General features: G+C 51.7%; 21 protein-coding genes. 13 read left to right on the plus strand and 8 right to left on the minus strand.

The annotated features are described in order from the left end of the window. Positions 1-97: 97 nt before the first annotated feature. Positions 98-1,330 (minus strand): peptidase T, encoded by a 1,233-nt coding sequence (gene pepT / locus EHN07_RS00380; RefSeq protein ID WP_124022256.1) that lies wholly within the window; start codon positions 1,328-1,330, stop codon positions 98-100. A 123-nt stretch (positions 1,331-1,453) separates the two neighbouring features. On the opposite strand from pepT, the gene EHN07_RS00385 reads away from it, so the two are divergent. The 4 genes from EHN07_RS00385 to dgoD all read left to right on the plus strand — a co-directional run bounded on the left by EHN07_RS00385 (position 1,454) and on the right by dgoD (position 8,197). After that, positions 1,454-3,055 carry an ABC transporter substrate-binding protein gene (locus EHN07_RS00385; RefSeq protein WP_124022257.1) on the plus strand — a complete coding sequence of 534 codons (1,602 nt, stop codon included), beginning with the start codon at positions 1,454-1,456 and terminating at the stop codon, positions 3,053-3,055. A 249-nt stretch (positions 3,056-3,304) separates the two neighbouring features. Then, positions 3,305-4,987 carry a methyl-accepting chemotaxis protein gene (locus EHN07_RS00390; protein WP_124022258.1) on the plus strand — a complete coding sequence of 561 codons (1,683 nt, stop codon included), beginning with the start codon at positions 3,305-3,307 and terminating at the stop codon, positions 4,985-4,987. 653 nt (positions 4,988-5,640) lie between these two features. Then, positions 5,641-6,996 carry an MFS transporter gene (locus EHN07_RS00395; protein WP_124022259.1) on the plus strand — a complete coding sequence of 452 codons (1,356 nt, stop codon included), beginning with the start codon at positions 5,641-5,643 and terminating at the stop codon, positions 6,994-6,996. Positions 6,997-7,024: 28 nt separating this feature from the next. After that, complete coding sequence (gene dgoD, locus EHN07_RS00400; protein ID WP_124022260.1) at positions 7,025-8,197, plus strand: galactonate dehydratase; 1,173 nt, start codon at positions 7,025-7,027, stop codon at positions 8,195-8,197. 60 nt (positions 8,198-8,257) lie between these two features. On the opposite strand, the gene EHN07_RS00405 is transcribed toward dgoD, so the two are convergent. Then, positions 8,258-9,358, minus strand: a complete 1,101-nt coding sequence (locus EHN07_RS00405; protein ID WP_124022261.1) for a glycerol dehydrogenase — start codon at positions 9,356-9,358, stop codon at positions 8,258-8,260. A 313-nt stretch (positions 9,359-9,671) separates the two neighbouring features. Between EHN07_RS00405 and EHN07_RS00410 the strand changes: the two genes are divergently transcribed. From EHN07_RS00410 to tyrR, 4 genes are all read left to right on the plus strand, one after another. After that, on the plus strand, positions 9,672-10,583 hold the full coding sequence (locus EHN07_RS00410) for a dihydrodipicolinate synthase family protein (RefSeq protein ID WP_124022262.1): 912 nt from the start codon (positions 9,672-9,674) through the stop codon (positions 10,581-10,583). 274 nt (positions 10,584-10,857) lie between these two features. Continuing rightward, positions 10,858-12,255 carry a YcjX family GTP-binding protein gene (locus EHN07_RS00415; RefSeq protein WP_124022263.1) on the plus strand — a complete coding sequence of 466 codons (1,398 nt, stop codon included), beginning with the start codon at positions 10,858-10,860 and terminating at the stop codon, positions 12,253-12,255. Next, positions 12,252-13,304 carry a YcjF family protein gene (locus tag EHN07_RS00420; RefSeq protein WP_124022264.1) on the plus strand — a complete coding sequence of 351 codons (1,053 nt, stop codon included), beginning with the start codon at positions 12,252-12,254 and terminating at the stop codon, positions 13,302-13,304. Before EHN07_RS00415 ends, EHN07_RS00420 begins: the two co-directional genes overlap by 4 nt. 232 nt (positions 13,305-13,536) lie before the next feature. Beyond that, positions 13,537-15,099 carry a transcriptional regulator TyrR gene (tyrR, locus tag EHN07_RS00425; RefSeq protein ID WP_124022265.1) on the plus strand — a complete coding sequence of 521 codons (1,563 nt, stop codon included), beginning with the start codon at positions 13,537-13,539 and terminating at the stop codon, positions 15,097-15,099. A gap of 66 nt (positions 15,100-15,165) precedes the next feature. Here tyrR and tpx read toward each other — a convergent pair whose 3' ends face one another. Next, the gene (gene tpx / locus EHN07_RS00430; protein WP_124022266.1) at positions 15,166-15,672 is read right to left on the minus strand and encodes a thiol peroxidase; all 507 of its coding nucleotides are present in this window, start codon (positions 15,670-15,672) and stop codon (positions 15,166-15,168) included. A 227-nt stretch (positions 15,673-15,899) separates the two neighbouring features. Between tpx and ycjG the strand changes: the two genes are divergently transcribed. Then, positions 15,900-16,865, plus strand: a complete 966-nt coding sequence (gene ycjG / locus EHN07_RS00435; protein ID WP_124022267.1) for an L-Ala-D/L-Glu epimerase — start codon at positions 15,900-15,902, stop codon at positions 16,863-16,865. 7 nt (positions 16,866-16,872) lie between these two features. On the opposite strand, the gene mpaA is transcribed toward ycjG, so the two are convergent. Further along, entirely contained in the window at positions 16,873-17,580 is a 708-nt protein-coding gene (gene mpaA / locus EHN07_RS00440) for a murein tripeptide amidase MpaA (RefSeq protein WP_124022268.1), read from the minus strand. Between the two features lie 284 nt (positions 17,581-17,864). On the opposite strand from mpaA, the gene EHN07_RS00445 reads away from it, so the two are divergent. Continuing rightward, entirely contained in the window at positions 17,865-19,466 is a 1,602-nt protein-coding gene (locus tag EHN07_RS00445) for a peptide ABC transporter substrate-binding protein (RefSeq protein ID WP_425267159.1), read from the plus strand. Between the two features lie 48 nt (positions 19,467-19,514). Here EHN07_RS00445 and EHN07_RS20420 read toward each other — a convergent pair whose 3' ends face one another. Next, complete coding sequence (locus EHN07_RS20420; RefSeq protein WP_148085457.1) at positions 19,515-19,613, minus strand: YoaK family small membrane protein; 99 nt, start codon at positions 19,611-19,613, stop codon at positions 19,515-19,517. An 11-nt stretch (positions 19,614-19,624) separates the two neighbouring features. After that, complete coding sequence (locus EHN07_RS00450; RefSeq protein WP_124022270.1) at positions 19,625-20,767, minus strand: GGDEF domain-containing protein; 1,143 nt, start codon at positions 20,765-20,767, stop codon at positions 19,625-19,627. Positions 20,768-20,933: 166 nt separating this feature from the next. Between EHN07_RS00450 and zntB the strand changes: the two genes are divergently transcribed. Next, entirely contained in the window at positions 20,934-21,917 is a 984-nt protein-coding gene (gene zntB, locus EHN07_RS00455) for a zinc transporter ZntB (RefSeq protein WP_124022271.1), read from the plus strand. 265 nt (positions 21,918-22,182) lie between these two features. Next, positions 22,183-22,335: a proline-rich small protein YnaL gene (gene ynaL, locus EHN07_RS20435; protein WP_167467252.1), complete on the plus strand. Its 153-nt coding sequence runs from the start codon at positions 22,183-22,185 to the stop codon at positions 22,333-22,335. A gap of 153 nt (positions 22,336-22,488) precedes the next feature. Here ynaL and ttcA read toward each other — a convergent pair whose 3' ends face one another. Then, complete coding sequence (gene ttcA, locus EHN07_RS00460) at positions 22,489-23,409, minus strand: tRNA 2-thiocytidine(32) synthetase TtcA (RefSeq protein WP_124022272.1); 921 nt, start codon at positions 23,407-23,409, stop codon at positions 22,489-22,491. 653 nt (positions 23,410-24,062) lie between these two features. Beyond that, positions 24,063-24,353: a Bor family protein gene (locus tag EHN07_RS00465; protein ID WP_124022273.1), complete on the minus strand. Its 291-nt coding sequence runs from the start codon at positions 24,351-24,353 to the stop codon at positions 24,063-24,065. A 319-nt stretch (positions 24,354-24,672) separates the two neighbouring features. Between EHN07_RS00465 and dbpA the strand changes: the two genes are divergently transcribed. Next, the gene (gene dbpA, locus EHN07_RS00470) at positions 24,673-26,046 is read left to right on the plus strand and encodes an ATP-dependent RNA helicase DbpA (protein ID WP_124022274.1); all 1,374 of its coding nucleotides are present in this window, start codon (positions 24,673-24,675) and stop codon (positions 26,044-26,046) included. Positions 26,047-26,095: the final 49 nt, after the last annotated feature.

The following is a 26,095-nucleotide window of genomic DNA, read 5'->3' on the forward strand; positions in this document are numbered from 1 at the left end:
GGTTTGTCATCAGTCTGAATGGGCGGGTTAACCGCCCATTGTTTTACTCCTCGCTTTATCCCATCCGCGGTAATAAAGATCTTCCCCTGTGCAGCATTTATGACTTAGCCGCTAGCAGGCACAGTTTTAATGCCACATGATATGAAGCTTCAAATGCCGTGAGCGGTAAAAATTCGAACTTAGAGTGGAAGTTATGGGCCCCGGTGAAGAAGTTAGGCGTTAACAGGCCTTTAGCGGAAAGTGCCGCACCGTCTGTGCCGCCGCGCATAGGAATAACTTTCGGTTCAATATTCAGCTCTTTCATGGCAGCAAAAATTAAATCAATAGCCCGGCGATCGTCTTTAATCGCGTTACTGATATTGCTGTAGGTATCGCTGATGGTCACTTCCACTTTCGCTGTTGGATGCTGCGCGGCTATTTTCTCTGCCGCATCACGGATTTGTTGCTTACGCTGAGCAAACATTTCCGCGTCAAAATCGCGGATGTTCGCTTTTAATAAAGCTTCGTTTTGCGTGGTGTTCAAACCATTAAACCAAATGTAACCCTCGCGGCCTTCGGTATTTTCTGGCGTTTGTTGGCGATCAAAATGGCTAATAAAATCGTGGGCCAGCAACAGTGGGTTAACCAACACGCCTTTTGCAGACATCGGGTGCGCTGTGACGCCGGTAAAGCGAATCTCGGCATGGGCAGCATTGAAATTTTCATACACCACTTCACCTAATTCACAGCAGTCGATGGTCCAGGCAAAATCAACATCAAAACGCGCCAAATCCAGGGCTTTTGCACCGCATAAGCCAATCTCTTCATCGGGTACAAATGCCACGACAATATCGCCATGTTTTATCTCAGGCGTCAGGTTTTCCAGCAGCGTCATCACCACGGTGACGGCCGCTTTATTATCGGCACCTAAGACGCTGGTGCCGTCGCTAAAAATAATCTCTTCGTTCGGGTAAGCAAGGATTTCCGGGTGCTCAGCGGTACGCAGCCAGATATCTTTTTCCTGATTGAGGCAAAGATCCTCGCCGTTAAAGCGCAGTACCTGCGGGCGAATATGCGGTGACAGCCCCACATCGACGGTATCAATATGGGTAATAAACCCAACGCGGGGGGCCGCGGCAACATTGCCTCGTTTAACCGCCGTTACCGTAGCATGTTCGTCGATAACGACGTCATCCATACCCAGCTCGCGTAGCTCACGCGCCAATAATTTCGCCATTTCGTGTTGGCCTGCGGTGCTTGGCAACGTGGTGGCTCCGGCCTGGCTTTGGCTGGTAATGGCAAGGTAGCGGAAGAAGCGTTGCGTTAATTGGTCAGTTAGCTGCGAGGACATCGTCATTCCTTTTTTGGAATCTATTGGAGATATTCATTTGTTTGCAATCGGCTTTTAATGTTATTTATTAAGCTGGTTAGTACAAGCATTATTCTGGGTGACATTATAAATTACAGGGCAGGCATGAAAACTTTCACGACAACAACCACCAAACTTGCATTGATCATCGCCGCGCTGACGGTCAGTTCAACTGTCGCGGCAAAAACATTGGTTTATTGTTCCGAAGGATCGCCGGAAAATTTTAACCCGCAGTTATATACCTCCGGGACCAGCGTTGATGCCAGCGCCGTACCGGTTTATAACCGTTTGGTTGATTTTAAAGTGGGCACCACCGAGCTACAGCCAAGCCTCGCAGAAAGCTGGGATATCAGCGAAGATGGCAAAGTTTATACTTTCCATTTGCGAAAAGGGGTGAAATTCCAGAGCAACAAATACTTTAAGCCCACCCGTGATTTTAACGCTGACGATGTCATCTTTTCGTTTATGCGTCAGAAAGATCCCAACCATCCCTACCACAATGTTTCCCATGGGCAATATTCCAATTTTGAAAGTCTGGAATTTGGCAAATTAATCACCGCTATTGATAAAGTCGATGAGAATACGGTTCGCTTCACGCTGACGCACCCGGAAGCGCCATTTATTGCCGACCTGGGGTGGTATTTTGCCTCGATTCTTTCCGCTGAATATGCCGATGCCATGTTAAAAGCAGGCACTCCAGAGCGCGTCGATATGGATCCTGTCGGTACCGGGCCGTTCCGCCTCGCACAATATCAAAAAGACTCACGCATTCTGTTTACCGCTTTCCCCGAATACTGGCAGGGCAAGGCAAAAATCGACAGGCTCGTCTTTTCCATCACTCCGGATGCTTCGGTGCGATTCGCAAAGCTTGAGAAAAACGAATGCCAGGTGATGCCTTTCCCGAACCCGGCCGATCTGCCGCGTATGAAGGAGAACCCTGAGATTAACCTGATGCAAAAGGCGGGACTAAACACAGGGTTCCTTGCGTTTAATACCCAAAAAGCACCGACGGATAATGTGAAAGTACGCCAGGCGCTGGCGATGGCTATCAACAAGCCAGCCATTATTGAAGCGGTGTTCCGCGGTACCGGAACGGCGGCCAAAAACCTGTTGCCGCCGGGCGTGTGGAGCGCGGACGATGCGCTGAAAGATTATGAATACGATCCGCAAAAAGCTAAGGCGTTGCTTACGCAAGCGGGTTTTGCCGATGGCTTGACGATTGACCTGTGGGCCATGCCGGTGCAGCGTCCGTATAACCCTAACGCCAAACGGATGGCCGAGATGATTCAGGCCGACTGGGCGAAAATTGGCGTGACGGCAAAAGTGGTCACTTACGAATGGGGCGAGTATTTGAAACGGGTGAAAAGCGGTGAACATCAGGCGGCTCTGATGGGCTGGACTACCGCGACAGGGGACCCGGATAACTTCTTCGGCCCGCTGTTTACCTGCCGTTCAGCCGAGGGGGGCTCTAACTCCGCAAGATGGTGTTATCAGCCGTTTGATAAGCTGATTCTTGAAGCACGAACCTCTGGCGATCGCGAAAAACGCGTGGCGCTCTACAAGGAGGCGCAGCAGATGATGCACGATCGGATGCCAGCGGTGATGATTGCCCACTCAACGATTTTTGAGCCGGTACGTAAGGAAATTACCGGTTATGAAGTCGATCCGTTTGGTAAGCATATTTTCTATCAGGTGGATGTGAAGTAACCCAGGAGCGGGTACCAGCGGTACCCGCCCGGACGGCTGAAAAGCTTCGGAGGCGGAAGGACTCTTCCCCGGTGATAAACCGGTGCCTGATGCCTGTTCATGACGGGGTTAGCCTGCAATCCGATTAACTTTCCACCAATGATTTGTTAACCCCGCCACAAAACGACAATTCTTTGCTCAACCATTTGTTTTGCCACGCCGATGACCTTGTTACCGCAACCTCCCTTTACCATAAGAGAAACCAAGGACATGGCAATTCCAATACTCACCCCACAAGGGGCCGTTCGTTTCTGGCACCATATTCGGTTAGTGCCGCTGTTTAGTTCTATTCTGGGCGGGATCTTAGTTCTGTTCGCGTTGTGTGTCGGGCTGGCGAGCTATTTTTTGCTGCAAAGCGATAAAGCGTTGCAGGATGTCACCAACGAAATTCAGGTGCGCATTGGGCTTTCCGATAGCGCCACCGATCTGCGCAGCGCGCGGCTGAATATTATCCATGCGGGTGCCGCAGGGCGCGTGGCAGACATGGAGGATATGAAATTCAATATCGCCGAAGCGGAAAGATTAATTAAGCAAGCCCAGGCCAGCTTCGATATTTATATGGCGCGGGCGGATAAGGTCGATGCGCTGGATAGCCAATTGCGCACACGCTTTGATGATTATCTGACTAAAGGCATGGCGCCGATGATCAAATATGCCAAAAACGGCATGTTTGAGGCGATCATCAACCATGAAAATGAAGCCGCCCGCCAGCTGGATGCTGATTACAACAAGCTATCAGAGCAGGCGGCACAAATTCGTACCGAACGTGCCGTAGCGCTTCACACCGAGGCCCAGGCACGCTCGCATTTAAGCGTACTGGTGATGGCGGGGGCTTTTGCTATTGCGTTGTTCCTGACTATTTTTACCTTTGTCTTTTTACGCCGCGTGGTGATTCAGCCGCTGCAACAGGCGGCCACGCGTATCGAACATATTGCGCAGGGGGATTTAACGCTTGCCGCGCAATCATACGGCAACAGTGAAATCGGTAAACTTAACCTGAACTTGCAGGAGATGCAGGCCTCGCTGACCCAGACCGTTAGTGCAGTGCGTATGGGGGCCGAAGCGATTTATCAGGGCACCAGTGAGATTTCAGCCGGTAATACGGATTTATCGTCGCGAACCGAACAGCAGGTGGCCGCGCTTGAAGAAACGGCTGCCAGCATGGAGCAGCTAACCGCGACCGTAAAACAAAACGCGGATAATGCCCATCACGCGACCCGGCTTGCGGAAGAAGCCTCGCATAAAGCCAGCGACGGCGGGCGCATTGTCTCGGGGGTAGTGAGCACCATGAATAATATCTCTTCGAGCTCGAAGAAAATTTCTGAGATAACCGCGGTGATTAACAGCATTGCCTTCCAGACCAATATCCTGGCGCTGAATGCGGCGGTGGAAGCGGCACGTGCGGGAGAGCAAGGGCGCGGGTTCGCAGTGGTAGCGACCGAAGTGCGCACGCTGGCGCAGCGCAGTGCGCAGGCGGCCAAAGAAATTGAGGGGCTGATTAGCGAATCGGTCTCGCTGATTGACAGCGGCTCCAGTCAGGTAGCTCATGCCGGTGAAACCATGACCGGCATTGTCGATGCAGTACGACGCGTCAGCGATATTATGCAGGAAATCGCCGCCGCGTCCGACGAGCAAAGCCGTGGTATCCAGCAGGTCGGCATAGCTATTCACGAAATGGATAGCGTCACGCAACAAAATGCCTCGTTGGTTGAGGAGGCGACGGCTGCCGCGAGCTCTCTCGAAGAGCAGGCCGCAGGTTTAACCGCCGCGGTCGGCATTTTTCGACTAAACGCTCACCATCAGCATATTAGCGCTGAAAAAGCCACGCAGCAGGCATCCTCATCTGCGCCACGCGCAGCGGTTGACGAAGGCGATAACTGGGCAACTTTTTAGCCGTTACGGTAAGGAATAAGAGTGCGACAGACTCCAGCCTGTGCTGGAGTCTCAGACTGCTGACCCACCCCATGTTTTTCGCCACACAAACAGAAACCATCAATAAAAAATCAGCAAAATCCATTTATTGATTTTCAGCCGATTAAATATCAACGCAACCAATAACAGATGCTGTTAATCAATCATTTATTAAATTTGCGCAGTCGATTACCCTGCATTTAATGATGTGATGAAACACGCAGAAAAATACTTTCCTCATTGAATGTTAAGATGGGATATGAAATTTTAGCCCTGCTAAAGCTCTTGTTTTGCCATTACTTATTATTGCTGATAATTTATTTTCTACAGTTATTATTATAAGAGGCATAAAAGGTTGGTTTTAGTTTTCGATAAATAATGGAATAAATTATAAGACCTGGGAAGTCAGGCCATATCATAGATGCATATTATAAATAACATGAAGTAAATAAAATTATTAGCGTCCACTATTTCTTTTCATTCAAAAAAGGAGGATAGGGTAACGACTATGGCAGTGACATTATTCATTTCAGGATACGTATTAAAAACAGCTCGTCAGGGTGTGTTTTTATATCATTTTTTCGTAAAGGACTCACACTGTCTATACCGGTCCTTACTTTTCTGAGGATTATGTTATGAACCCGTCTTATTCCCACGATGACAGCACCATTCCTGCTGAGCAGAGCCCATCGGTTACTGAAGATAACCTTTATAAAAAGGTGATATTTAGAATTATCCCCCTTTTTATGGTGTGCTATCTCTTTGCTAACCTTGACCGCGTAAACATCAGCTTTGCTAAGTTACAGATGCTGGAAACGCTGCAGTTTACCGATACCATCTATGCACTGGGCGCCAGCATGTTTTTCTGGGGCTATTTTTTCTTTGAAATTCCGGCCAATATGATCCTGCATAAGATCGGGGCCAGGCGCTGGATTGCGCTGATATTATTACTGTGGGGAGGGATCTCTGCGTTGACCATGGCAATACAGCCGATGTCTGCCGCCAGCGGTATTTCCGGCGCCACTATTTTCTATCTCCTCCGTTTGCTGCTTGGGGTCTGTGAGGCCGGATTTTATCCCGGGGTTATTCTCTATCTTAATTACTGGTTCCCCGCACATTTAATGAGTAAAGCCACCTCGGTCTTTCTGCTGGCATTACCCGTTGCTTCCGTATTAGGCGGGCCGTTATCGGGCTTAATTATGGAATATTCGCATATGGCTTATGGCCTTGAAGGCTGGCAATGGATGATGTTAATCGAGGGCATTCCCGCATCGTTACTGGGTATTTTCACCTATTTCTGGCTTAGCAACGGTATTGATGATGCCGGGTGGCTGAGCGCGCAAGAAAAGAAAATGCTGCGCCATAACCTTGCCAGCGATAATACCCATAAACAACACAATTTTGCCGTGGCGCTCAAAGACCCGCGGATATGGATACTGTGCCTGATTATCCTGATGTACAACTCCGGCTATTACGGCATCACATTCTGGCTACCTTCTATTATCAGCTACAGCGGCGTACATAACGTCTGGATCATCGGCCTGATTACCGCCATCCCCTATCTGTTCGGGGCCATCGCGATGGTTTTAATCCCCTGGCATTCACGCAAGAAAAATGAACGACGCTTTCATACGGCTCTTCCCCCGTTAATCGGTGGGATATGCCTGATGCTGAGCGCATTTTGTATTGCCTGGAGTCTGACATTATCGATGTTCTTTATGACGCTGGCGGCTTTCGGCCTATTCGGCATGATGCCAATATTCTGGACGCTCCCGGGAACATTATTAAGCGGCGCCGCGGCAGCTGCAGGTATAGCCATGATTAACTCATTCGGCGCGCTGTCTGGTTTTATGGGGTCGTTTATTAGCGATATTGCTAAAAATATCACCGGCGATATTAATAACGGCACCTATTTACTGGGCGTCTGCATGTTTATATGTGGTTTGCTGTTCTTATTGCTGCCGTCAAAAATGTTTAATCCGCAAAAATAACCTTCATGACTCAATCACGAGGTGAAAGATGAAAATTGTCGATATTCAAACGCTGGTGGTCAATGCTGATATGCGAAACTGGGTATTTGTGAAAGTCATCACGGACGTTGATGGTTTATACGGTTGGGGAGAAGGGACCCTTGAATGGAAGACCCGGGCCGTCGTCAGCGCCGTAGAAGATATTAAGCCGTTAATGCTTGGGCAGGATCCCCGTGATATTGAACAGGCATTTCGCCGAATGACGAAATTCCATTTCTGGCAGCCGGGCACTATTGCCATGACCGCGGTCAGCGCAATTGAGCATGCTCTCTGGGACATTCTGGGTAAAAGTGTGGGGCTGCCGGTATGGCGCTTATTGGGAGGCAAAACGCATGAGGTCATCAAGGCCTATACCCATCTCGGCCAGGGAAATGCCAAAGCCATCTACGAAACCTTTGATAAAAATGCTTTTGTTGAGAAAGCGCTCGAAGTGATGGACATGGGGTATCGGGCAATGAAAATCCTGTTCGTACCGTACTGTCACTATACTTCGGCGGCCTCAGAACTCAGTATGGTTGAAGAGACCATTAGCGCGGTTCGCGAGGCGGTGGGTGAAGATGTGGATATCATGGTGGACTTCCATGGTCGTCCCGCCTCCACGTCGCTGGCCGTCCAGTATATAAAAGCCCTTGAACCGGCGAACCCGCTCTTTGTGGAAGAACCGATACAGCCGGGCGATCCCGCCGCGATGCGTGATGTCATGATGAAGGTTGATTGCCCGGTTGCAACCGGTGAACGGCTTATTCAGTATAAAGAGTTCGAGCAGATCTTTATGCAGCGCGCAGTCAATATTATCCAGCCGGATTTAAGCCACTGTGGCGGCCTGTGGATGGCGAAGAAGATTGCAGCGGCGGCAGAAGGCGCCTACATCGGTGTGGCACCTCATAATCCGGCAGGGCCAATTGCTGGCACGGTAGCGCTGCACTTTGATGTCGCCACACCGAACTTCGTTATCCAGGAAGAGATGATTGGCGCCGTACCGTGGTTCCATGACGTGGTGGATACACCTATCCGGATGGTCGATGGCTACTGGCAGATCCCTGAGAAACCCGGTCTGGGCGTTGAAGTGAATGAAGCGGAAGCTCGCAAACACCCTTATCAGCCGGAACCGCAAAGTGGCGCAGAAGCACAGTTGCCTGATGGTACCATCGTTAACTGGTAGTTAACCTGCAACAGGAGGCCATCAACAGATGGTCTCCTGCGGCTGCTGATAGCGCCATGATTAGCGTAGCGCTTTCAGACGGCGCCCCTGCGCGTCGGCGGCGCGCATCGCCGCTACAACGTTGGTTGGGTTTACCTCACAGGGCTCATTATGTATGGTTTCCCCCGGCTGGCAGGCCGCCTGCGCCGCTTTTAACAGCTCTTCATCACTAATGTCCTGCAAACCTATATCCCCAAGCGTGGTGGGGAGCCCAACGTCGAGGCAGAAACGGTACACGATATCAATAAGCTCGGGCTCGCGATCGGTAAGGATTAACATTGCGAGCGTACCAAATGCGACTTTTTCACCGTGCCAATAGCGATGGGTTTGCGGCAATACCGTCAGCCCGTTATGAATAGCGTGCGCCGCCGCCAGTCCTCCGCTTTCAAAACCCAGCCCGGAGAGCAGCGTATTGGCTTCAATCACATGCTCAAGGGCAGGGGTGACTTTCTGCTGCTCGCAGGCATTTTTAGCCTGTAGGCCATATTTCAGCAAGGTATCAAAACACAGCCGGGCGAGGCTGTATGCCGTCATTGGCCCCGGGCGCCCGGTCATATTGTCTGCGAGTTTAATCCGGCAATCTTCAGCCTCGAACCAGGTTGCCAGCGCATCCCCCATTCCTGACAGCAAAAAGCGAACCGGTGCCTGCGCAATAACCGCGCTATCTACCACCACCACATCCGGATTGCGGGGGATCGTCAGATAACGTTTGAACTGGCCTTGAGGGGTGTAAATAACCACTAAAGAGCTGCAGGGGGCATCGGTAGAAGCAAGAGTAGGGACGATAACAATAGGCCGTTTTAACAACGCGCCTGCCGCTTTTGCAGTATCGAGTGTCTTCCCGCCGCCAATACCAACAATAATCTCAGCGCTATAGCGCTCTGCAAGCTGAGAAACGCGATTGATTTCTTCATCAGAACATTCACTATTAAAGATCTCAACCTGGTAATCAATTTTTCCTTTAAGTGCGGTATTAATGGTGTCTCCCATCTTTTGATTAACCACGGGATCCTGAAGTAACAACGCCTTGTTTCCCAGCCTTAATATCTCCTGAGCTAAAGAGAGTTCTATTGCGCCTGCGCCTTGTACATAGCGCCCGGGGAAAATAGCTGTAGTAATCATAAAGTTTCCTTATTAAATAAGTTCCACAGACGGAACGTGGGTGATGATTTGGCGTGTGTTATATAAAAATTGCATCATTAAGCCGCCAGCCATTAGCTTAAAACAAATCTAATACAGGGAGCCTTAATTTATTGCTGTCAGTCGTCATCGATATGTAAATATTAATAACGGATAAATAAAGTGGGGGCGATCACATAAATACCAACTATTCACTGACGGTAGTAAATAGCTATTGCTTCTGTTTTAACATCCGAGAATAATTCTTGTTGTTTTGTGGAATTTGATTTCCGTATATGAAACAGGATGCAATCAAATGAATCTTGAAAAGTTTAACGGAGTTTTCCCTCCCGTCCCGACGATTGTTAATCACGAGGGGCAGCTGGACCGCGAGGGAATGGGAGCGATGCTTGATAAAGTCATTAATGAGGGGGCTAACGGCATGCTCATCCTCGGCAGCGGCGGTGAATTTTGTCATATGACGCACCCAATGCGCCTGGAAGTTGCTGAGTTTGCGCTAAATTATGTTGCGGGGCGCGTACCCGTCATGGTCGGTATCGCAGCACCTGGCACCCGGGAAACCATTGAATATGGGCTGCATGCCCAGCAGCATGGGGCTGATGCGGTGCTGGTGGTCAATCCTTACTATGCCATTTTAAACCCTGAGTATATTTATCAACATTTTCGTACTATTGCTGAGAAGCTTAATACTCCCGTTCTGCTGTATAACTTTCCGGCCTTAACCGGGCAGGATATTGGCCTTGATGTGATTGAGCGTCTGGCCAGGGAGGTCCCTAATATTGTGGGCATTAAAGATACGGTGGATAACATCAGCCATATACGGGAAGTGATCAATCGCGTACATGCGTTTCGTCGGGACTTTCTCGTTTTTTCCGGATATGACGAGTATATGCTGGACACGCTGATTCTTGGCGGCAATGGGGGCATTCCGGCAACGTTTAATATTGCTCCGTCTATTACCGCCGGGATTTATAAATCTTTCGTGGCAAAAGATTATGAAGAAGCATTCAGGAAGCAACGCATACTGGCGAAACTCTCTTCCCTGTATGCCATTGAGTCTCCTTTCTTCGGGGTGATTAAGGAGTGTATTAAAGCTACGGGAATGAATATATCAACCGAGGTTATTGCGCCAACCTTAAAATTATCCGCAGAAAAAATAGCGCAGGCCAAAAGCATACTCCGGGCAGCAGGGGTCATTACCGATTAACCGTTTAGTTTCTCGGCCACGGAGAGCCTCCGTGGCTTTTGTTGCCCCGGCATGAATAGGCCAGCGTCAACGCCTGCCCAGCCAACAGGTTTTCCTTCCTTACATTTCTGCCTGATAACACCGCCGCTTAATTTTTTCCTCAATTTTAGCCATGCTATGTCTGATATGCTTAGTGTAAATAGGGTGTAAAATTAAGCCATATCCTTTGATTTACCAGACATTACCCCCATAACTTCAACGATAAAAATAACCGACGCTCGCAACCAGGACGCATATGAACAGAATCAAGAATGAACTGCATGCCCTGATGAACGCAGGGGTGGACCGCCATTTGCGCCTCGCCGTAACTGGCCTGAGCCGCAGCGGGAAGACGGCTTTTATCACCGCGCTGGTGAATCAATTACTGAGCGTGCATAACGGCGCGCGCTTGCCGTTACTTAGCGCGGTACGGGAAGAACGGCTGCTTGGCGTAAAACGGGTGCCGCAGCGTGATTTAGGCATGCAGCGTTTTACCTATGACGAAGGGCTGGCGCAGCTTTATGGTTCGCCACCGGGCTGGCCTACGCCAACGCGCGGGGTAAGCGAAATGCGCCTTGCGCTGCGCTATCGCTCAAATGATTCACTGCTGCGCCATTTTAAAGACGCCTCGACGCTGTATCTGGAAATTGTCGATTATCCGGGCGAATGGCTGCTGGATTTGCCTATGCTTGCGCAAAATTATCTGAGCTGGTCGCGGCAGATGAGCAGCCTGTTGACCGGCGATCGTGCCGGGTGGTCGGCACCATGGCGCAAACTGTGCGAAGGGCTGGATCCGCTGGCCGTGGCGGATGAAAACCGTCTTGCGGAAATTTCGCAGGCGTGGACGGAGTACCTGCTGCGCTGCAAACGTGAAGGTTTGCACTTTATCCAGCCTGGGCGCTTTGTGCTGCCCGGCGATCTGGCTGGCGCGCCCGTGTTACAATTCTTTCCGTGGCCGGATGTGGATGGCGCTGGCGAATCGAAGCTCGCGCAGGCTGACAAAACCACCAATATCGGAATGTTGCGCGCGCGCTTTGACTACTACTGTGAAAAAGTGGTCAAGGGATTCTATAAAAACCACTTTCTGCGTTTTGACCGACAAATCGTGCTGGTGGATTGCCTGCAGCCGCTGAACAGTGGCCCACAGGCATTCAATGACATGCGCCTTGCGTTAACCCAGCTGATGCAAAGTTTCCATTACGGCCAGCGTACGCTGTTTCGCCGCCTGTTTTCACCGGTTATCGACAAACTGCTATTTGCCGCGACGAAAGCAGACCACGTCACCGTCGATCAGCATGCCAATATGGTGGCGCTCCTGCAGCAGCTGGTACAGGACGCCTGGCAAAACGCGGCGTTTGAGGGGATCGATATGGACTGCATGGGGCTTGCGGCAGTGCAGGCAACACAAAGCGGGCTGGTGGATGTCCGGGGGGAACAGATCCCGGCATTACGCGGCCATCGTTTAAGCGATGGTGAGCCGCTAACGGTTTACCCAGGCGAAGTCCCGGCGCGTTTACCGGGCAGCGCATTCTGGGAGCAACAGGGTTTTCAGTTTGAGCAGTTCCGTCCACAGATGATGGATGTGGATCGGCCAATGCCACACATTCGGCTGGATGCGGCGCTGGAGTTTTTAATCGGGGATAAATTGCGATGAACGAACCATTAAAACCGCGCATTGATTTTGCGCAACCGCTGGCGGTGGAAAAAGAGCCTGTCTACAAAGCACCCCATGCCTTTAGCGAACCTGAAGCCGAAAAATTCACCCCGGCGCTCGGTATTTCAGAGGAGGCTGAAGAGAACGGGCAGGCCGAAGCGGTCATTGAAGCGGCGCTGCATCCCAGGCGCAGCATCTGGCGACGTATGGTGCAGCTGGGGCTTGGGCTGTTTGGGGTAAGCGTAGTGGCGCAGGGTATCCAGTGGACGCATAACGCCTATATCACCCAGGACTGGATTGCGCTCGGCGGCGGCGTTGCCGGTGGGCTGATTGTTGCCGCCGGGATAGGATCTGTCGCCACCGAGTGGCGTCGTTTATGGCGTTTGCGCCAGCGGGCAGAAGAACGCGACGAAGCGCGCGATTTAATGCATAGCCACGGTATGGGCAAAGGCCGGGCATTTTGTGAAAAGCTAGCCGCCCAGGCCGGGCTCGATCACGGTCACCCCGCGCTGCAGCGCTGGTATGCGGCCATTCATGAGACGCAAAACGATCGCGAAATCGTCGAGCTGTATGCGCGCCTGGTTCAGCCGGTGCTGGATAACCAGGCGCGGCGCGAAATTAGCCGTTCCGCAGCGGAATCAACGCTGATGATCGCCGTCAGCCCGCTGGCGTTAGTGGATATGGCCTTTATCGCCTGGCGTAATTTGCGCTTGATTAACCGTATCGCCGCGCTTTACGGCATCGAGCTGGGCTATTACAGCCGCATTCGTTTGTTCCGGCTGGTGCTGTTAAATATCGCTTTTGCCGGCGCCAGTGAACTGGTGCGCGAGGTGGGAATGGACTGGATCGGGCAGGATCTCGCAGCGCGCCTCTCGACGCGGGCAGCGCAAGGGATCGGTGCCGGTTTACTGACGGCTCGCCTGGGCATTAAAGCAATGGAGCTGTGCCGTCCGCTGCCGTGGATTGACGGCGATAAGCCGAAGCTCGGTGATTTCCGCCGTGAACTGATAGGGCAATTAAAAGAGACGCTGAATAAACGTCCGACCTGATTCTCAGCGCCATATCATGCGCTTTTTCTTGCCGCAGATAGGGTGAGTTCCCGGTAAGGCATTTGCCGGGTGCCACCTTCCTGAGTTTCCGCCTGGTATGCTTTACGGGCAACTTTACGCTAAAGCGCCTGATTTTCCAGCGCGCTGTCAATATTTGTTGACAGATCGCTTCCCGCGAAAGGGTAACTGTCTTATCATCCGGTGGTTATTGGCTATAAGGGTGATATTTCCCATGCGTCTTGAAGTCTTTTGTGAAGACCGGCTTGGTCTGACTCGTGAATTGCTTGATCTGCTGGTGTTGCGCGGCATCGACCTGCGCGGTATCGATATCGACCCCATTGGCCGGATCTACCTCAATTTTGCGGAGCTGGAATTTAACAGCTTCAGCAGCCTGATGGGGGAAATTCGCCGTATTGCGGGTGTGACCGATGTGCGCACCGTACCGTGGATGCCTTCTGAGCGCGAGCACCTGGCGCTGAGTGCGCTACTGGAGGCGATGCCGGAACCCGTACTTTCGCTGGATATGAAAAGCAAAGTGGAACTGGCGAACCCGGCGAGCTGCCAGCTGTTCGGGCAATCCCAGGATAAGCTGCGCAACCACAACGCCGCCCAGCTGATTAACGGCTTTAATTTCCAGCGCTGGCTGGAGGGGGCACCGGCAGAATCACATACTGAACATGTGGTGATTAACGGCCAGAATTTTCTGCTGGAAGTCACTCCTGTCACGCTTGAAGATGAAAACGGCACCCGCGTGCTGATGGGGGCGCTGGTGATGCTGCGCTCAACCGTGCGCATGGGGCGACAGCTGCAAAACCTGACGACTACCGACGTCAGTGCGTTCAGCCAGATTGTTGCCGTCAGCCCGAAAATGCGTCAGGTGGTCGATCAGGCGCATAAACTGGCGCTGCTGAATGCACCGCTGCTGATTGTCGGCGATACCGGCACCGGTAAAGATTTGCTGGCTCACGCGTGCCACCTTGGTAGCCCGCGCGCGCAGAAACCGTATCTGGCGCTCAACTGCGGCTCAATGCCGGATGACGTGGTGGAAAGTGAGCTATTCGGCCATGCGCCAGGGGCATACGCCAACGCGGTAGAAGGCAAAAAAGGCTTCTTTGAGCAGGCTAACGGAGGTTCGGTTCTGCTGGACGAGATCGGTGAAATGTCTCCGCGGATGCAAACCAAGCTGCTGCGTTTTCTCAACGACGGCACCTTCCGACGCGTTGGGGAAGAACACGAAGTGCATGTGGATGTGCGCGTGATTTGCGCCACGCAGAAAAACCTGATTGAGATGGTGCAAAAAGGGGAATTCCGCGAAGATCTCTACTATCGCCTGAATGTTCTGACGCTGAATCTGCCCCCGCTGCGGGATCGGCCGCAGGACATTATGCCGCTCACCGAACTGTTCGTGGCGCGCTTTGCCGATGAACAAGGCGTGCCGCGCCCGAAACTGGCTAACGATTTGAGCAATGTGTTAACGCGCTACGCCTGGCCTGGCAACGTCCGCCAGTTGAAAAATGCGATTTACCGCGCATTAACGCAGCTGGAAGGGTATGAACTACGTCCGCAAGACATTCTGCTGCCGGATTTTGATACCGCGAGTCTGGTGGTGGGCGAAGAGGCGATGGAAGGATCGCTGGATGATATTACCAGCCGCTTTGAACGCTCAGTGTTGACGCAGCTTTATCGTACTTATCCAAGCACGCGCAAGCTGGCGAAACGCCTGGGGGTATCGCACACCGCGATTGCGAATAAATTACGTGAATATGGTTTGAATCAGCGTAAAACAGACGAGTAGATAGGGATTGAGCCGCATAATACAGAAGAGTTGTTAAGCTGCCCCCGCTTTGCGGGGGCATTCAGGTTAAGCCTGAAGGGCTTCCAGTGCAGCGTCATAGTCCGGCTCGTTAGTGATTTCGTTCACTAACTGGCTGAATACCACCTCATCATTTTCATTGATAACTACCACCGCACGGGCAGTCAGGCCTTTCAGTGCGCCTTCAGAAATGCCCACGCCATAAGCTTGCTGGAATTCCGGGTTACGTAGCGTAGAAAGCGTGACCACATTGTTCAGACCTTCTGCGCCGCAGAAGCGAGACTGCGCAAATGGCAGGTCGGCGGAAACACACAGTACTACGGTGTTCTCCATCTCGGTGGCCAGCTGGTTGAATTTACGTACCGAAGCTGCACAAACGCCGGTGTCGATGCTTGGGAAAATGTTCAGTACCTTACGTTTTCCGGCAAACTGGCTCAGCGTCACATCAGAAAGATCTTTTGCGACCAGTGAGAAAGCTTCAGCTTTGTTGCCAGCCTGTGGGATATGACCTGCAACCGCTACAGGGTTGCCCTGAAAATGAACGATTTGTGACATATTTTATTTTCCTGTTTACATGTGATTAACGCCGCAAACAGTGTATGTCACTATTCTTCATCTGAATATAAAAAACTGATACTGCAAGTAAAAGTGTTCATCATCTGAATATAAAAAATTGATACTGCAAGTAAAAGTATTCATCATCTGAATATAAGAAACTGATACTGCAAGTAAAAGTATTCTCTGGCTATACTCAGCAAACCAGGAAAATAACAGGCACAGCAATGAGAACAGTCAAAGTTTACCAGCAAGCATGGCCACTCCATACGCCGTTTGTGATTTCACGAGGCGTTCGCAGCGAAGCCGTCGTGGTTGTCGTCGAGCTGGAAGAAGACGGGATTAAAGGCGTGGGTGAATGCACGCCTTATCCACGCTATGGCGAGAGCGGTATCTCGGTTGTGGCACAAATCACCACTATTATCCCACTGCTGGAAAAAGGGATGACGCGTGCCCAGCTACAGGAGGCGCTCCCGGCAGGGGCGGCGCGTAATGCCGTCGACAGCGCATTGTGGGATTCAGAAGCCCGCCGCAGGGAACGAACGCTTAGTTTCATTGCCGGTGCTGAACTCCCGGAGCTCATCACCACCGCGCAAACGGTCAGTATTGCTGAACCAGAACAAATGGCCGCGGCGGCAAAACAGCTATGGGATAAGGGCGCACGATTATTGAAGGTCAAAATTGACGACCGTCTGATAGCGGAACGGATGGTGGCTATTCGCGCCGCAGTTCCGCAAGCGGTGTTAATCGTAGACGCTAACGAAGCCTGGCGCAGCGACGGGCTGGCGGCACGTTGCCAGCTGCTGGCGGATCTCAACGTGGCGATGCTCGAACAGCCTTTGCCGGCAAGCGAGGATAGCGCGCTGGCAAACTTTATCCACCCCTTGCCAATTTGCGCAGACGAAAGTTGCCATACTCGCGAAAGCCTGCCGGCGTTGAAAGGGCGTTATGAGATGGTCAACGTGAAGCTCGATAAAACCGGCGGCTTAACCGAAGCGCTGCTGTTGACCCAGGCCGCTCGTGAACAAGGCTTTGATGTGATGCTGGGCTGTATGCTGTGTACCTCAAGAGCGATAGCGGCCGCGCTGCCGCTGGCCGCTAAAGTACGGTTTGCCGATCTTGATGGCCCGACCTGGCTTGCGGTGGATGTTGAACCCGCACTGCATTTTGAAACCGGCAAACTGTATCCGTAACGGCTCGCTATTTTTGCCAGCGTAATAAGCCCATCATTGCATCCAGATACTGTTCGCTCGCAGCATCAGCCGAGATGGGCGGAAACTCTGCGGTAATACAAGGCAAACCCAGGTCCGCACACCAGCTGCCAAATGAACCTGGCGTTTCGTAACCGACGCTGGTGACCAACGGCAGCGCAAACTCTTGCGCCAGCCACGCCCCCAGCGCCGTGTTAGCGGGATCTTCAATACAGCCTAAAGGATCGTGGAAGGAGACAACCCAGGCTGGCTGCAACGTGTGAATGAGCTGACACAGCGCTGCGGTTTCTGGCTCAGAACCCGGCTTTTCGCCGGTAGACAGCACGACATCGCGTTGATCTGCGCTGCTGTTCCAGCGGTAAACCGTGTTGCCAGGCTTCCAGTTAGCGGCCGGGAAATTACGATTCAGATCGACGCCATTTGCATTGGCACGTAGCCCGAGCTGGCAGCCGTCCGGATTCACGGCCAGGATCGCATGATGGTGGCGATGTTCGGGTTGCAGAGTGCGTAACGCGCACGACAGGGCCACCATCGCCGCATTTTCGTCGCCATGGGTACCGGCAATGATTAACCCACTGCGCTGTTCGCCTGCCGTGGCCGGGAACCAAAGCAGGGGGGCGCCGAATACGGATTTACCATAGAGTTCGCAGCCGTGAGGCAAATGGCCTCGTTGTGAACGAGGGCGGTGGCCTGACATAAATGTCCTTACTGTGACGAGTTGCAGGGTATTATTAATATCAGTGTTTAGCCAAAAACTCATCTGAAACAAATGACCGCCGGGCCGCAGCGCTGACTCAATCAGCAGCAGCGTTAAAAATCGTTGGCAATCTTGCTATAGTCAGCTATCAGTTTCGCAATGTAGCGCGTTTTTCTTAGTGGCAAAACAAGCTATTGCGATACATTAGCGGTCAGTTCTGGGCGTGATACTTCACTGACTAAAAATGAACCACTACAGGGCCACCCATGAAAATACCTTTTCGTATGACCACTTGTGCATTAACGCTGGCTGGCTTGTGCGCCCCTGTCTGGGCGGCGGATGTCCCGGCGGGCACCAAACTTGCGGCAGACCAGAGCCTAGTTCGCCATATTAAAGATGAGCCTGCATCCCTTGACCCGGTAAAAGCCGTTGGCCTGCCTGAAATTCAGGTTATTCGCGATCTGTTTGAAGGCCTGGTCAATCAAAATGAGAAAGGGCAGTTAGAGCCGGGCGTGGCAAGCAAATGGCAAAGCAATGATAACCGCACCTGGACATTTACCCTGCGTGATAATGCCCGCTGGTCAGACGGAAGCCCGGTCACGGCGCAAGATTTTGTTTATAGCTGGCAGCGGCTGGTCGATCCTGAAAACACTTCGCCATTTGCCTGGTTTGCAGCGCTTGCGGGTATCAACAACGCGCAGGCCATTATCGAGGGTAAAATGCCGGCGGATAAACTCGGCGTGACGGCGGTAGATGCCAGAACGCTGCGCATCCAGTTAGATAAACCCGTACCGTATTTCCCCAATCTGACGGCTAACTTCTCCCTCTATCCGGTCCCGGAAGCGGTGGTGAAGAAGTTCGGCAATAGCTGGACCAGGCCCGGCAACCTGGTAGGTAACGGCGCTTATACCCTGAAAGAGCGTATCGTTAATGAAAAACTGGTCGCGGTGCAGAATAAAAATTACTGGGATAACAGCAAAACGGTGATTAGCCAGGTGACCTTTATCCCGATTAATCAGGAGTCTTCCGCCACCAAACGCTATCTGGCGGGGGACATTGATATCACTGAATCCTTCCCGAAAAATCTCTACCAGAAGCTGCTTAAAGATATCCCCGCAGAGGTTTATACGCCGCCACAGCTGGGCACTTATTATTACGCGTTTAACACCCAGAAAGGGCCAACCGCCGATCGGCGTGTGCGCCTGGCGCTCAGCATGACGATTGACCGCCAGATTATGGCCGAAAAGGTACTCGGTACGGGTGAGAAACCCGCATGGCGCTTTACTCCGGATGTAACCGCAGGCTTTAAGCCGGAAACCTCTTCTTTTGAGCAAATGAGCCAGGAAGAAGCCAATGCGCAGGCCAAAACGCTGCTGCAGGCGGCGGGTTATGGCCCGAACAAACCGCTAAAGCTGACGCTTTTGTATAACACCTCAGAAAACCACCAGAAAATTGCTATCGCCGTGGCGTCAATGTGGAAGAAAAATCTGGGGGTGGACGTGAAGCTGCAAAACCAGGAGTGGAAAACCTATATCGACAGCCGTAACACCGGTAATTTCGATGTTATTCGCGCCTCGTGGGTGGGGGACTATAACGAACCTTCTACTTTCCTGTCGCTGCTGAGCGCATCCCATAGCGGCAATATTTCACGTTTTAATTCACCGGAATATGACAAGGTCCTGCAACAGGCAAGCCAGGAGACTACCGCTCAGGCGCGTAATCAAGACTACAACCAGGCTGAAAAAATTATCCAGCAGCAGGCGCCGATCGCCCCGATTTATCAGTACACCAACGGCCGCTTAATCAAGCCGTGGCTGAAGGGCTATCCGATTAATAACCCGGAAGATGTCGCTTACAGCCGCACCATGTATATAGTCGCGCACTAGCCGTCAGGCTAAGTTAGCATCAGGTCCCGAAATCGAGGCCTGATGCTTTCAGGAAGCGGAAGTTGCATAGCCACCGGCGATAAACCAGGTGATAAATACCAGCGCCGCAATAATGATGGCTATCGGAAACAGTACGCCAATTTTCATTGTTCTCTCATTTATTCATCGCTAAAAGTTTGCCACTGGTTGCGGCCGTGTTTTTTGGCTTTATATAACGCGGCATCAGCCTGCGCGATAAGCCTCGTGCTGGTAGTTTCCGGCCTGAGGTTGGCGATTCCCATACTGGTAGTCACATACCCCGTGACTGGCGACCCCACATGAGGAATGGCCAGCGCCTGGAGTTTCTGCCGGATCCGCTCCGCCACTTCTATCGCCTGCTGCTCGGTGGCCTCCGGGAGCAGTATAATAAACTCTTCACCACCAAAGCGTGCCACGACATCCTGCGTTGAACGGGTTGCCGCCACAAGGCACTGAGCAATATTCACCAGACACTCGTCACCGGCCTGATGGCCATAATGGTCGTTATACTTCTTGAAGTAATCAACATCCAGCATCACTAAAGATAGCGGTGTGTGGCACTGCTGCTGACGCTGCATGGCTTTATCCAGCAGCAGATGGAACGAGCGACGATTGGCGATGCCGGTTAACGGGTCGAGGTTGGCCAGATCCTGTAGCTGTTTAATTAACACTCGGTTTTCTTGTTCACGACGGATAGCCAGAACAAACCAGCTGCGTAAAATCCGCCGCCCGGACTCAAACAGGCCGGCCAGAAGGAGATAGAGCAGCGCGTTTAGCAGGGTCAGGTCAGAGGGATAGATAAAGTTACAGAACAGTATCACCACCCAGATGGGCAGGGTAAAACTCAGCAACACGCGACCATCAAAATAGAGTGAAATCAGCGCGGTGAAAATCAGCAGGGCGGCGAAGGGGAACACAATTCGCGAATCACCACTGGCCAGCAGCAGATAAAAACAGCCCATCCATAACGCGCTGATAGCAATCAATGCCCCGGACAGCAGCTTGCTCAGCCATTCGGCGTGCTGGTCGTACGCCATGCGCAAAATGAATATGGTTGAGGATGAGATAGCCAGTATCAGCCCCATCAGTATTTCCAGCACGGGAAATGCGTCGGTAAGGCTGATGGTTTTCTCAAGCGGCGAAAAGTAGTGTCTGCCTAAAATAAACAGGCTGAACAACAGGTTAATCCACAAAAACCAGGGGCCGCTGACGGTGATCGCCCGCTGGCGCATGGTCTTCAGGCGAAGGTCTAAATTAAGCGAATCGCTACGTCTTACTGGCAAACATCATCTCCGTATGCCGCACGGCATGTCTGAAGGGAAAAAAACAACATAAATGTAACATTTTTTATTGAATAAATTCAGCGCGTTTGCATTTATTTTCGAGTTACATAACAAAAGAAGATGGCTAGACTGACATCAGAGATGGGTAACGCGTGGAGATAATGCAGTGGAAACCATTAAGGGACAGCAATTAAATGTGCCGGATGCCGTATTAGCCTGGCAATTGGACGGCAAAGGTGGGGTCGAAACGATTGAAGTTAACGATACCATTGATGCCGGGCATCCCGCCTGGCTGCATTTAAATTACGCCAATAGCGAAAGCGCTGAGTGGCTTGCGACAACGCCTTTGCTGCCCAATTATGTGCGTGATGCCCTGGCGGGGGAAAGTTTGCGCCCGCGAGTGACGCGGATCGGGGAGGGGACGCTAATCACGCTGCGCTGCATCAATGGCAGCACGGATGAACGGCCGGACCAGCTCGTAGCCATGCGTTTATACATTGATGAGCGGCTCATTGTCTCAACCCGGCAGCGCCGGGTGCTGGCGCTGGATGATGTGATAAACGATCTTAAAAAAGGTACCGGCCCAACGGATTGCGGAAGCTGGCTGGTGGATGTGTGTGATGCGCTGACCGATCACGCCAGTGAGTTTATTGAACAGCTTCATGACAAAATTATCGACCTGGAAGATAACCTGTTGGATCAGCAAATTCCACCGCGCGGGTTTCTTGCGCTGCTACGCAAACAGCTAATCGTTATGCGCCGCTATATGGCCCCCCAGCGCGATGTGTATGCCCGTCTTTCAAGCGAACGTTTACCGTGGATGACTGACGATCACCGTCGCCGGATGCAGGACATCTCCGACAGATTAGGGCGCGGGCTGGATGAAATCGATGCCTGTATTGCCCGTACGGCGGTGATGGCTGATGAAATTGCACAGATGATGCAGGAAGCGATGGGCAGACGAACCTACACCATGTCATTAATGGCGATGGTCTTTTTACCCAGCACCTTTTTAACCGGGCTATTTGGCGTGAATTTAGGGGGCATCCCGGGCGGCGACTGGCATTTGGGCTTCAGCCTGTTCTGTATCATGTTGGTGGTTGTTATAGGCGGTGTTGCCTGGTGGTTACATCGTAGTAAATGGTTGTAAAATTTAACATTTTTAACATTATGCCGATGAAAAAAGGCGGCGATATTTGCGCAAGGTCAATAAATGGAACGCCGGTTCAAGGCACTATCTCTCTCGCAGGTGAATGCAACGTCAAGCGATGGGCGTTGCGCTCCATATTGTCTTACTTCCTTTTTTAGAATTACTGCATAGCACAATTGATTCGTACGAGCCGACTATTAGTCGGCTTTTTTTTTGTCTGTGCTATGTAGTCTATGCTTAAAAGGAGTGATGACAGGAGGCAATAATGACTGATTCCAGAAGTATGCTTATGAGCGACCCGACGTTTCCGGGTGAACCTACCCCAACACCCGATCCGATTCCAAAACCCCAGCCGATTCCGGATCCACCCGTAGAACCCGATCCCAGACCTATTATCGATCCGCCACCGCATATGTAGATGCCTCCCTCTCTCAGATAAGGGAGGCCTCTTATACATAACAACTTGCACCTCACTCTGGCAATCTGTCAGGGTGAGATTTGTAAGTTTCGCCGGTTTTCCGTTCACCTGAGCCGATAGTTATCTCTGCAACTTCTGGCGAGGGAAGAGGCTTTATTTGATTTCGATAACATCCAGCCGTTGTACCGGTATCTCGCTGTCGTCATCTTCTGGTTGCCAGCCCGCAGGCTGCATCGGCAACTCTTCACGGTCGAAGGCTAAATCGCCGCCATCAATGACTTCAGCGCCGTGTTGCAGGCCTTTGAAATCGAATAGCTCGGTGTCGCACAGATGCGACGGCACGACGTTCTGCATGGCGCTGAACATTGTTTCGATGCGGCCAGGATAGCGCTTATCCCAGTCACGCAGCATCTCGCCAATAACCTGACGTTGCAGATTAGGCTGTGAACCGCATAAGTTACACGGAATAATCGGATACTCACGTGCGGTGGCAAAGCGCTCAATATCTTTTTCACGGCAGTAGGCCAGCGGGCGAATCACAAGATGCTTACCATCATCGCTCATCAATTTTGGCGGCATGCCTTTCAGCTTGCCACCGTAGAACATATTGAGGAACAGCGTCTGGAGGATATCGTCACGGTGATGGCCAAGCGCGATTTTGGTCGCCCCCAGCTCGGTCGCTGTACGGTAAAGAATGCCGCGGCGTAGGCGAGAGCACAGAGAGCAGGTGGTTTTACCCTCAGGGATCTTATCTTTAACGATTCCGTAAGTGTTCTCTTCGACAATTTTGTATTCAACGCCAATGCTTTCCAGATATGCCGGCAGAATATGCTCAGGGAAGCCCGGCTGTTTCTGATCGAGGTTGACGGCGACCAGGCTGAAATTAATCGGCGCGCTCTGCTGCAAATTGCGCAGAATTTCCAGCATGGTATAGCTGTCTTTGCCACCGGACAGGCAGACCATAATGCGGTCGCCTTCTTCAATCATATTGTAATCAGCGATCGCTTCACCTACGTTACGGCGCAGGCGTTTCTGTAATTTGTTCAGGTTATAAATTTCTTTTTGACTGGTCATGGATTTCTCAGGCTAAACCAACACGCATAACGCGTAATACTGGCGTGTATGGTACGGATTGGCGCGACGAATACCAGCACGTTTTGCAGCGATTTGCCATTGTGGGGCTGGCTGAATGACCAATGAAGCGGGCAAAAACATGACGGCGCTGGATTGTTAGTGATTGCATGGGCAATTTCACTTATGTATTATGCGCCGCCGGTCTTTATCCCTGCTTGAAGTAAGCGATTGTAAGGGACATGCCCGGCGGTGTTACCAAACCGCCACTAGCTCATCGGGAAGAGCGGCAACAGCAGTGTTGTAGTACGGGGTTCGAGGCTCCGGTGGCGGACCAAAACAACCATCTTAAAATGGTTCTCACTCTTCCATACGCTCTCTATCCTTCCTTAAACAAATCTTTAGCCGATCGCTCTGGTTAAATATATTTGCGACAATAATTAAGCTAAATAAATTCAGTTAATCGCCTCAATTTTATTAAGGAAGTGAAAAGAGTGAGCGGGGGGCGCGAAGGTATTTATCAGTATCAGAAGCCATGCCAGAATCACAAACGCTAAACAGAGCAGGGCGATTTTAAATCCACGTAGCATTGAAAATATCTTGTCGTATAACCCTGTAGTTTGATTAAAGCCAGCGCATGGCACTGGCAGTAAAATTTATTTAGCGCAGTAAACGCGAGCATCACGCGGGGTATAAATACCAAACGTAACAAAGCTCAGTAAGCCGTTCACGAAAGTCTGTTGAACTTCCGTACGAACAACTTTATCTGCACCGCCACATACCGCAGCCGCATCAATAGTTTTGGTTTGGCCAATACCGCTAACAAAGAAGTGGTGCGTCGTGGTTTGCTGAGGTTTTTCAGCAATCTCTTTATTGATGGTGAAACGTTGCTGCGCGCAGCCAGATAAAACCACGGTAGCGATAACTGCTATCATTAACTTTTTCATAACAACCCTTTTTTATTTATGGTAACCCTCAGCAGATTCTCACTGTCATTAACGATAAGAAATCCGACCAGTGGTTAATGTAGCAATAATGTCGTTATTTTTATCCTCTGCCAAATAAATCCATCGGCATTGCCATGTGCGCAGCCCACTCGTGCAGTCATAATGGTAAACATAATAGCGTGGCAAAAACTGACTCTATTGCTGTTTGTTATTCCCGCTGGCGGTACGATTTATGCCGGAAAATGCCGCGTTGTACCTGCGATTCTGCTAATATGCGCGCCAGACGCTGTCTGACAGCCCATTAATTGAGAGTATAACTGTGACATCTTTTGCTACCCTGAACGTTCTGCCAGCAGAACAACTCGCCAACCTTACCGAGCTTGGTTACCACACCATGACGCCTGTTCAGGCGGCCGCGTTACCCGCAATACTGGCTGGGAAAGATGTCCGTGCGCAGGCCAAAACCGGCAGTGGTAAAACCGCCGCCTTTGGCCTGGGTTTACTGCAACATATTGATGCAAGCCAGTTTATTACTCAGTCGCTGGTATTGTGCCCAACGCGCGAGCTGGCAGACCAGGTGGCTAAAGAGCTGCGTCGCCTGGCGCGCTATATGCCCAATATCAAGGTGCTGACGCTGTGCGGCGGACAGCCGTTTGGCGCGCAGCGCGATTCACTGCAGCATGCGCCGCATGTGATTGTCGCCACGCCGGGCCGTTTGTTGGATCACCTGAAAAAAGAGACGGTGAAGCTTGATGCCCTGCAAACGCTGGTGCTCGATGAAGCAGACCGTATGCTGGATATGGGATTTGCTGACGCCATTGACGAGGTGATCGGCCATGCGCCGCAGGATCGTCAGACGCTGCTTTTCTCGGCCACGTGGCCAACAGCCATTGCATCGATCAGCTCCCGCGTGCAGCGCGCACCGGAAACTATCGAAATTGATTCCGTTGACGAATTGCCTGCCGTTGAGCAGCAGTTTTATGAAATCTCACGCAGTGGCAAAATCAGCCTGCTGCAAAAGCTGCTGAGCAAGCATCAGCCCGCATCTTGTGTGGTGTTCTGCAATACCAAAAAAGATTGTCAGGCGGTTTGTGACGCCCTGACGGAGAGCAATCAAAGCGTGCTGGCGCTGCATGGTGATATGGAGCAGCGCGACCGCGACCAGACGCTGGTGCGTTTTGCTAACGGCAGCAGCCGCGTGCTGGTAGCCACCGACGTTGCCGCTCGTGGTCTGGATATCAAGGCGCTGGAGATGGTCATTAACTATGAACTTTCCTGGGATCCGGAAGTTCACGTGCACCGCATCGGCCGTACCGCCCGCGCCGGGGAGAGTGGCTTAGCCATCAGCCTGTGTGCGCCGGAAGAAGCGCAGCGCGCCAGCGTACTGGCTGACATGCTGAATTTATCCCTCAACTGGCAGCCGGCACCTACGGGTGGCAGTATCAAACCGCTTGAGGCAACCATGTCGACACTGTGCATCGACGGTGGCAAGAAAGCAAAAATGCGTCCGGGGGATATTCTCGGCGCCTTGACCGGCGATATGGGGCTGGACGGTACAGATATCGGCAAAATCGATGTGCATCCGATGCACGTGTATGTTGCGATTCGTGAGTCTGTGGCACGCCATGCGTGGAAGCAGCTGCAGCAGGGTAAAATTAAAGGCAAATCGGTTAAAGTACGTTTGCTGAAATAAAGTTTTAACACCTCTCCCTGCGATATTCGCGCGGGGAGAGGCTCTTTTG

The organism is Buttiauxella warmboldiae (assembly GCF_003818135.1).
GTDB lineage: Bacteria > Pseudomonadota > Gammaproteobacteria > Enterobacterales > Enterobacteriaceae > Buttiauxella > Buttiauxella warmboldiae.